The sequence below is a fragment of the Rhodococcus sp. T2V genome (genome assembly GCF_029269925.1).
In the GTDB taxonomy this organism is placed as follows: Bacteria; Actinomycetota; Actinomycetes; order Mycobacteriales; family Mycobacteriaceae; genus Rhodococcus_F; species Rhodococcus_F koreensis.
In genome coordinates this window covers 1-615 of the sequence record NZ_JARJBD010000358.1, presented here as the reverse complement: position 1 = coordinate 615, position 615 = coordinate 1, and the positions used below count along the sequence as shown (strand labels likewise).

Here is a 615-nt window from a genome sequence, read left to right as displayed (position 1 = left end):
GGGGGTTCCCCCTCGAGTGTGGACATCGTGAACACTGGGTCGTGAGGTCCCAGAGGAAGAGATGTCACTGATGGTCATGAAGGCGTACTCGGCGGAGTTCAAGGCCGATGCCGTCGCGTTGTACCTGTCCGACCCGAGCCACACGTTCGAGGGCATCGGCAAGGACCTGGGCGTCAGCCGCGAGACGCTGCGCACCTGGGTGCGGGCCGAGCGCAGACGCACCGGCACTGCGTCCGCAGTGGACCGGTCCCGGAGGCCGGCACCTGCCGGCGAGGTACCATCCGAGTCCGTGTTGGAGGACGAGATCAAGCAGCTCAGGGCCCAGGTCCGGAAGCTGGAGACCGAGCGGGAGATCCTGCGGAGGGCAGCAAAATATTTCGCGGGCGAGACGAACTGGTGAGCCGCTTTCAGTTCGTTGACGACCACCGCGACACCGCTCCGGTGAAGTGGCTGTGCCAGATCCTCGAGGTGTCCCGGTCCGGTTTCTACCGGTGGCGTGCCGCCGCACCGGCCCGCGCGGAACGCGCCCGCGCCGACCAGGAGTTGGTCGAGCGGATCCGCGAGATTCACGACGATTTCGATGGCACCTACGGGGCCCCGCGCATCACGGCCGAG

The 615-nt window shown here is 67.0% G+C and carries 1 pseudogene; it reads left to right on the top strand.

Features of this window, described 5'->3' with window-relative positions:
- Positions 1–70: 70 nt before the first annotated feature.
- Positions 71–615, top strand: a pseudogene (locus P3H15_RS54355) (transposase); the annotation flags it as partial.